Source organism: Streptomyces sp. WAC06614, assembly GCF_003949795.1.
In the GTDB taxonomy this organism is placed as follows: domain Bacteria; phylum Actinomycetota; class Actinomycetes; order Streptomycetales; family Streptomycetaceae; genus Streptomyces.
The window spans coordinates 1-8276 of the sequence record NZ_RPRY01000297.1 but is presented as its reverse complement, the minus strand read 5'-3'; the positions used below and the strand labels follow the sequence as shown (position 1 = coordinate 8276).

General features: G+C 75.0%; 5 protein-coding genes and 2 pseudogenes. 5 read left to right on the top strand and 2 right to left on the bottom strand.

Translation table 11 applies throughout. The features are described from left to right. Positions 1-647, top strand: a pseudogene (locus EF918_RS28400) (serine/threonine protein kinase); the annotation flags it as partial. On the opposite strand, the gene EF918_RS28395 reads toward EF918_RS28400, so the two are convergent. Beyond that, positions 632-3031 carry a YfhO family protein gene (locus EF918_RS28395; protein ID WP_125651790.1) on the bottom strand — a complete coding sequence of 800 codons (2400 nt, stop codon included), beginning with the start codon at positions 3029-3031 and terminating at the stop codon, positions 632-634. The pseudogene EF918_RS28400 and the gene EF918_RS28395 overlap by 16 nt on opposite strands. A 178-nt stretch (positions 3032-3209) precedes the next feature. Here EF918_RS28395 and EF918_RS28390 point away from each other — a divergent pair, with 178 nt between their 5' ends. Beyond that, entirely contained in the window at positions 3210-3836 is a 627-nt protein-coding gene (locus EF918_RS28390) for a SurA N-terminal domain-containing protein (protein WP_125651789.1), read from the top strand. 61 nt (positions 3837-3897) lie between these two features. Next, positions 3898-4887 carry a nucleoside triphosphate pyrophosphohydrolase gene (locus EF918_RS28385; RefSeq protein WP_125651788.1) on the top strand — a complete coding sequence of 330 codons (990 nt, stop codon included), beginning with the start codon at positions 3898-3900 and terminating at the stop codon, positions 4885-4887. Between the two features lie 52 nt (positions 4888-4939). Here the strand turns inward: EF918_RS28385 and EF918_RS28380 are convergent, their stop codons facing one another. Further along, positions 4940-6142, bottom strand: coding sequence for a globin domain-containing protein (locus tag EF918_RS28380; RefSeq protein WP_260610757.1), 1203 nt, complete (start codon positions 6140-6142; stop codon positions 4940-4942). A gap of 116 nt (positions 6143-6258) precedes the next feature. Between EF918_RS28380 and EF918_RS28375 the strand changes: the two genes are divergently transcribed. Then, entirely contained in the window at positions 6259-7545 is a 1287-nt protein-coding gene (locus EF918_RS28375; protein WP_125651786.1) for a cytochrome P450, read from the top strand. 154 nt (positions 7546-7699) lie between these two features. After that, positions 7700-8107, top strand: a pseudogene (locus EF918_RS38620) (transglycosylase family protein); the annotation flags it as partial. Between the last annotated feature and the right edge of the window lie 169 nt (positions 8108-8276).

The window sequence follows — 8276 nt, the reverse complement described above, 5'->3', positions numbered from 1 at the left end:
ACCCCACCCGGCCCTTCCTGCGCCCCCAGGCGCCCTGGCCCGACCGGGCCACCGCCGCGCCGGCCCCGGGCCCGGCCGCCGCGCCCGTACCGGAGCGGGAGGACCTCGCCGCCACCGTCGACCGGGTCAAGGAACTGCTCGACCAGGGGCAGCTGACCCAGGCCGTGGACCTCCTCGGCGGGATCCTGCCCACCGCGGCGGCCCGGCACGGCGAGCACTCACCGGTCGTGCGCAGCCTGCGCAAGCAGTACGCCGCCACGCTCATGGACGACCGCCAGTACCGCCGGGCCCTGCCCGAGCTGCGGCGGCTGGCCGACGAGTACCCGGCCGGCGACCCGCAGGCGCTGCGGTTCCGCTACGACACCGCGATGTGCCTGGAGCAGCTCGGCGAACCGGCCGCGGCGCTGGCCGAGTACCGCTCGCTGCTGCCCCTGTTCGAGAACCACTACGCCAACCCCGACCCGGAGCTCCCGCTCCAGGTGCGGCGGCGGATAGCGCAACTGCTGCTGGCCCTCGGCGACCGGCCGGCCGCCCACGACACCCTGGTCCGGCTGCTGTTCGACGCCGAGCGCCTGCACGGCCCGGCGCACCCGTTCCCGGACGAGGTGCGCCGCACCCTCCAGTGGCTGGGTCAGGTCCGCGGCTGAACCCGGCGGGCCGGCCGCCGCCGCAGCAGCGGCCGTACGGCCAGGACCAGCACCGCCAGGGCCGCGGCCGCCGCGCCCGGGTACAGGCCGGGCGGGCGGAACGTGCAGGTGACCGACGTGGTCCGGCCGTCCAGCGGGACCGCGAGCAGGCCCAGGTAGGACCCGCCCGGGCGGCCGTTGCAACGCCAGCCCCGCACGGCCGGGGTGGCCAGGACGGCCGTGCCGGTGGTCCCGCGCGCGAACGTCGCCGACAGCCCGGAGTCGTGGACCGCCACCGAGGTGGCCGCCGTCGCGCGCAGCCGGTCCACCGCGGCCGTGAGCCGGGCGCGGTCGAGGCAGCCCAGCTCCCAGGAGGCCGGCGGGGCCTGGTCGAAGACCAGCGCCGAACCCTCGCCGTGAGAGGGGCCCAGCGGCTGCAGCGCGGCCCGGTTGCGGGGGGCGTTGCCGTTCAGCCGGAAGGCCGGGCCGTCCGCGAGCCGGGCCGTGGCGTTGTAGGCGGGCGCCCACAGGAAGGCCTCGGTGCCGGCCGCGCACACGCCCGGGGAGAGCGGCGGGTCGTAGACCTGCGCGCCCAGCAGCAGCTCCTGGTTGGCGAACGGCGAGTCCCCGTAGGCCGGGTCCGTACCGGCCGGTCCGCCGCCCGCCGGCCGGGTGGTGACCAGCGGCAGCGGCGGCAGCGGGTTACGGGTCACCGCACCGTCGGGCCGGAGCCGGGCACCGACCGCGAACAGGGCGTCGGTGACCGGATTGTCGATGCTCTGCACGTTGCGCCCGCGGGAGGTCCACCCGGCGCCGAGCGCGGCCATGGTGCGGGTGAAGACGTCGGGGGTGTGGCTGCTGTAGTAGGCCCCGCCCTCGCCGCCGAGCAGCATCGGGTCGTTCCCGGTCAGCGCCGGCCGGCCGGCGTCCGTACGGAAGACGGGCCAGTCGTCGGCCTCGGCCAGGGCCCGGGAGCGGGCGGTGTGGGCCGGGCCCCAGGACGGGTAGTCGTCCAGCCCGCCGAGCTTGCCCTGGTGCCCGTACGCCACGGTGGCCGCGGCCTGCACCACCAGCGCGCCGGTCAGCAGCGCCGCCGGCAGCAGCGGCCGGCGGCCCGCCCGCCGGCCGGGCCACCCCAGCGCGGCCCCGGCCGCGGCCAGGCCCAGGACGAACAGCAGCAGCCCGGCGTCCGTGGCCAGCGGGCTGGCGCTGCCCCACAGCACGGCAGCGCCCAGCAGCCCGGCGCCCCCGGCCAGCGCCCGGCCGTCCGGCCGGCCCGCCGACAGCGCCGTCCAGGCGGCGATCACCACGATCCCGGCCAGCACGAACGTCTGCCGGTACGGGCTGCCGTTGGGCGTGGCGAAGACGTGCCAGGCCAGATGGGTCGGGGTCCATTGGAAGGACACCGCCACGGCCACCACCAGCCCCGTCCACCACCACCGGGTGCGGGCCGGCACCGCCCGGTGCAGCGGCAGCGCCGCCGCCAGCAGCAGGGTCCCGGTGCCCACGAACACGGCCGGCGAGGAGAAGCTGTACGTGGCCGGCAGCGCCCGTGCGAACACGTCGGCCCAGGACACCGGCGCGAACTGCTTGGTCCAGCCCGGGTAGGCCTGCTGAGAGCTGAGGAACAGCGGCACCAGCACGGGGGCGGCCAGCAGCAGCCCCAGCACCGTCGAGACGGCCGCCCGCCCGAGGACCGCCGCCCGCCGGCGCAGCCCCTGACGGGTCAGCACCACCCGGACCAGCAGCACCAGGACCGCGCCGAGGGTGGCCATGTAGGCGGTGTAGAAGTTCGCGGTCCAGCACAGCGCGACCACCACCGGCGCCGCCACCGGCCGCCGGCCGCGCAGCGCCCATTCGCCGGTCAGGCACAGCAGCGGGAAGGCGATCAGCCCGTCCATCCACATCGGGTTGTACGAGGCCTCGATCACGGACCAGCCGCACAGCGCGTACGAGGCCCCCAGCAGGCCCGCCCCCCACCAGGGCCCGCGCCGCAGCGTGCGCAGCAGCCAGGTCATCGCCGCCGCCGCGGCGGCCGTCTTCATCAGCGTGACGACGTACACGGCCAGGTCGATGTCGGCGCGCGGGAAGAGCCCGACCAGCGGGGCGAACGGGCTGGTGAGATAGGTGCCGAAGTCCGGCAGGAAGCTGGTGCCGTAGCCGGAGCGCCAGTTGAACAGCAGTCCGCCGGCGGCCCGGCCGTGGAGCAGGTCCCACAACTGGGCGTGGAAGGGGACGAACTGGTTGCCCAGGTCGTTGATGCTGCGGTGGCGGTGCCCGTACGGGTACACCCGGGCGATCGCGTCCCCGGCGGCCACGGCCACGGTGGTGACCACGGCCGCGAGGGCGGCCCCGCGGAGACTGGTACGGCGCGGCGCGCGGAGGTCGGTGTGCTCGCTCGACATGGTGGGGGGACCTTCGCAGCACCGCACGACGCAGGGGTGGCCACCGGGTGAACGCGCACCCCGACGCCGCGGGAATCGTTGGTCGAATCGGTGGCCCGTGCCCCCTCGACTGCATACCATCGATCACCGCAAGGCCCTTGTGCATGAATGCACAATCTTTCCGGCCCGGGAGGCTCCTTTGCACCGTCGCGCAGCGCTCTCCGTATCCGCCGCCCTGCTCGCCGCGGCTCCCCTGCTCTCCGCCTGTGGCTCCTCCCCGGCCCGGCCCGGTACCGCGGCCGTCGTCGGCGGGGAGCGGATCACCACCTCGGCGGTGCAGGCCCAGGTCAAGGACGTCCGGGCGGCCCAGAACCGGTCCCCCCAGGGCCCGGCCCTGATCCAGGCGACCGCGGGCCTGGAGCGGCACAAGCTGGAGTGGATGATCCGGCTGGCCGTGCTGGAGCGGGCCGCGAAGGACGCCGGGGTGAGCGTGACCACCGCCGAGGTCGAGGACCAGCGCAAGCTCACGGTGCAGCAGGCGGGCGGCACCGAGCAGCTGGAGGCGGCCGCGCTCCAGCAGGGCGCGCTCGCACCCGACCAGATCGACGCCGACCTGCGCTTCAAGCTGCTGCGGGACAAGCTCTACGACCACTACGGCAGCCAGGAGAAGGCGGTCGAGGAGATCCGCCGGACCGCGCAGAAGCTGCACGTGGAGCTGAACCCGCGGTTCGGCACCTGGGACCCGCAGCAGATCGGCCTGGGCGACAAGGGGACCTCCTGGATCGTCCAGAAGACCCGCCCCCAGCAGCCGGCCGCCGGCGCCTGAGGCACCCACCGCAGCGGGTGCGCCCGACGGGGGCGCACCCGGGCGGGGGTAGGTTCGAGGGGTGACCGAGCAGAACACCCCCGAGCCGACCGCCGCCGAGACCGGCCGCATCGTCCTGCTGACCACCAGCCACCGGGTCGCCCCCGGTGTGCTGTCCTGGCCGGCCTGGCAGACCCTGCGGACCGCCGACCGCGTCCTGTGCGCCGACCCGCACCACCCGCAGCTTCCGTACCTGCACGAGGCGGGCGTCGAGGTCACCCCCGAGGTGCCCGACGCCCACGACCTGGTCGAGGCCTGCGCCGGCGGTCGTACGGTCGTGGTCCTGCCCACCGGCGAGGGCGACCAGCGGCTCACCGACGGCCTGGCCCGGCTCGCCGGCTCCGGCCGCGTGGCCATGCCCGAGCTGGAGCTGCTGCCCGGCTCCTACGACCTGCCCGGTGCCCGGCTGCTGGACCTGGTCCAGGTCATGGACCGGTTGCGCCGCGAATGCCCCTGGACCTCGCGCAAGACGCACCGGGGCCTGGCGAAGTACGCCATCGAGGAGGCGTACGAGCTGGTCGAGGCGATCGAGGACGGTACCCGGGAGGAGCTGCGCGAGGAGCTGGGCGACGTCCTGCTCCAGGTGGTCTTCCACGCCCGGATCGCCGAGGAGGGCGAGGGCGAGGACGGCGCCGAGCCGTTCTCCATCGACGACGTGGCCGCGACCCTGGTCGACAAGCTCGTCCGCCGCCACCCGCACGTCTTCGGCGACGCCACCGCCGAGACCCCCGAGGACGTGCACGCGCACTGGCTGCGCACCAAGGCCGTGGAGAAGCAGCGCGCCTCGGTGACGGAGGGCGTGCCGCTGGGCCAGCCGGGCCTGGCCCTCGCGGCGCAGCTCGTCGGCCGTGCCCGGGCGGCCGGGCTGGACGTGGAACTGCCGCGGGGCGAGGGCATCGGCTACGAGCTGCTGGCGCTCGCCGCCCGGGCCGAGGCGGAGGGCGTCGACCCGGAGACCGCGCTGCGCGCGGCCGCCCGTACGTACCGGGACGCGATCCTGGCCGCGGAGTAGGGGCCGGGCCCGGGGGAGTGGCCCCCTCCCGGGGGCAGCGGCCCCCCGGACCTCACATCCGGGCCGCCGGGTCGTGCCAGTGCGGGGCCGGCGGGTCCAGGAACCACTCGCCCGGGCCCAGCGGCCGGGGCCGGCCGGCCGTCCCGGCGCCGTACGGGAGTGCGTCGTGGAAGACCCGGGCGGGGTCGGCGCCCAGCTCCCGCACCAGGTGGGCGATCTCCTCGACGAACGGCGCCGGGCCGCTGAGGTGGACGTCCTGGTCGGGCCACCGGCCCCGGTTGCCCAGGGCCGTGGCCAGCCGCTCGGTGGCCTGGTTGCGGTGCCGGCCCGGCGCGGGCGTGATGTAGGTGACGCTCGGCCGGACCGGCCCGGCGGCGAGGGCCTCGATGACCGGGCGGTCGTAGAAGTGGGCGGCGTCCCGGGCGACCACGAAGAGGCGGACCTCCGCGTCGGGCGGGCGTTCGGCCAGGTCCTCCAGCATGGCCCGGACCGGGGCCCAGCCGGTGCCGGCCGCGACGAAGCTGATCGGGCGGCCCTCGCGGCGCAGCACCGCCCGGCCGCCCGGGGCCCCGAGCCGCAGCCGGTCCCCGGGCGCGGTCCGGCGCACCAGCGCGGTGCTCAGCCGGCCCCCGTCGATCCGGCTGACGTGCAGGTCGACGGTGCGGTCGGGGCGGGGCGCGTTGCCCAGGGAGTAGGGGCGCCAGACGCGGGGGACGAGGTCGCTGCTCACGCTGACGTACTGGCCCGGTACATAGGGGAGCGGTGCGTCCGGGAGCAGGGTGAGCACCCCTGTGTCCGGGCCGTACGTCAGGTGCCGGACCACTTCGGCGTCCCACCACGGCGGGTCCTGGCTGCGGGCCGCCCCGTCCGTCATGGCGTCGGCGACCACCTGGTAGGCCTCGGCCCAGGCCTTCTCGGTGGCCGGGGTCCAGGACGCGCCGCACGCGGCGGCCAGGGCGGCCCGCAGGCTGGTGCCGACGGCGGCGTAGTGCTCGGGGGCGACCCGGTACTTGCGGTGGTCGCGGCCGAGGTCGTGGAGATAGGGGAGGAGCCCGTCGTCGTGCAGCCGGCCCACGATCCGGGTGAGGGCGGCGAACAGCCGGTCGCGCTGGCGCTGCATGTCCTCGTCCTCGACGGGGAAGAGCTCGCGCAGCGCGGGGTGGTGCCGGAACAGGTGGGCGTAGAAGAACTTGACGGTGTGTTCGGCCCGTCTCTCGGCCACCGCGAAACTGCTTTTCAAGATCTTCACATCCACAGGGAGGACAGTAGGAACGGCGCGACGGCCGAGGTCAAGGTCCGGGGGATCTACGGACAGCCGCGGCGAACCGGGCATAGGGGATGACCGGTGGCGGGCCGGGTTACGGTCGGGGGGTGCACGATGACCCCGCCGCCGAGACCGCTCCCGACTCCCCTGTCGACGGGGCCGCGCCCGCCGCACCCACGCTCTTCGACTGGGAGTTCGCCACCGACCCGTACCCGGCCTACGCCTGGCTGCGCGAGCACTCCCCGGTGCACCGCACCAAGCTGCCGAGCGGGGTCGAGGCCTGGCTCGTGACGCGGTACGCCGACGCCCGGCAGGCGCTGGCCGACCAGCGGCTGAGCAAGAACCCGGAGAACCACGCGGAGCCCGCGCACGCCAAGGGCAAGACGGGCATTCCGGGCGAACGCAAGGCCGAGTTGATGACCCACCTCCTCAACATCGACCCCCCGGACCACACCCGGCTGCGCCGGCTGGTGTCCAAGGCGTTCACCCCCGGCCGGGTCGCCGAGTTCACCCCGCGCGTCCAGGAGCTCACCGACCACCTGATCGACGGGTTCGCCGCCCGGGGGGAGGCGGACCTCATCCACGAGTTCGCCTTCCCGCTGCCCATCTACGCCATCTGCGAGATGCTCGGCGTCCCGCGTGAGGACCAGGACGACTTCCGGGACTGGGCCGGGATGATGATCCGCCACGGCGGGGGTCCGCGCGGCGGGGTGGCCCGTTCGGTCAAGCAGATGCGCACCTACCTCGTCGAGCTCATCCATCGCAAAAGGGACGATCTGGGCGATGACCTGATCTCGGGTCTGATCCGGGCGAGCGACCACGGCGAGCACCTGACGGAGAACGAGGCCGCCGCCATGGCCTTCATCCTCCTCTTCGCCGGCTTCGAGACCACCGTCAACCTCATCGGCAACGGCCTGCACACGCTGTTCGCCCACCCCGCCCAGCGCCGCCGCCTCCAGGACTCCCTCGCCGCCGGCGAGAGCGAGCTGCTGGCCACCGGGGTGGAGGAGCTGCTGCGCTACGACGGCCCCGTGGAGCTGGCCACCTGGCGGTTCGCCACCCGCCCGCTGACCCTCGGCGGGCAGGCGATCGAGGCCGGCGATCCGGTGCTGGTCGTCCTCGCCGCGGCCGACCGCGACCCCGCCCGGTTCGCCGAGCCCGACACCCTGGACCTCTCCCGCGGCGACAACCAGCACCTCGGTTACGGGCACGGCATCCATTACTGCCTCGGTGCGCCGCTCGCCCGACTCGAAGGGCGGACCGCGCTCGCGACTTTGCTGACGCGTCTGCCCGACCTGGAACTGGCCGTGGATCCCAACGAACTGCGGTGGCGCGGCGGGTTGATCATGCGTGGTCTGCGCACCCTTCCGGTGCGCTTCACACCCAGCAATTAACTGACCCCGCGTCACTTCTGTGATCTTCACGTGATCGCGGCTGCATCGACTTGTGACAAGCGTTCGAGGAGCGCTAGGTTCCACGTCACTTCCTCAGGGAAGGGCCCGGCCGGGTGCGGGGCTCCTCCTGCCGTCGCGCGAAAGGTTCACCCCCATGCGTTCCGGGAACGGCCGTCACAGACGCCCCCGTCAGGTCCCCGCCCTCGTCGTCACGGCCGGAGTCACGGGCTCCGCCCTCGCGCTGCCGCTGCTCGCGGCCACCAACGCGAGCGCCGCCGACACCGCGACGTGGGACAAGGTCGCCGAGTGCGAGAGCGGCGGCACCTGGAGCGCCAACTTCGGCAGCGGGGCCTACGGCGGCCTCCAGCTCACCCAGGACGAGTGGGACGCGGCGGGCGGGCGCGCCTACGCCGAGCGGCCCGACCTCGCCAGCCGTTCCCAGCAGATCGCCGTCGCCGAGAAGGTCCTGGCGAAGCAGGGCCCCCAGGCGTGGGCGCTGTGCGCCGAGCCGGCCCACCTGGCCCAGAACGGGCCGGCGCCCGACGTCGACCCCGGCGAGCCCGGGCACAAGGGCCGGGTCGAGCCGTCCCCGGTCCGTCCCTCGGAGTCGGGGGCCGGCGACGGTGCCTCCGGTGACCAGGGCACCGTGATGATCCCGGCCACGCCCGGCGGCCCGAGCAGGCCCTGATCGACGCAGCCGCCGCGGCGAAACGCACCGGGATCAAGGTCGG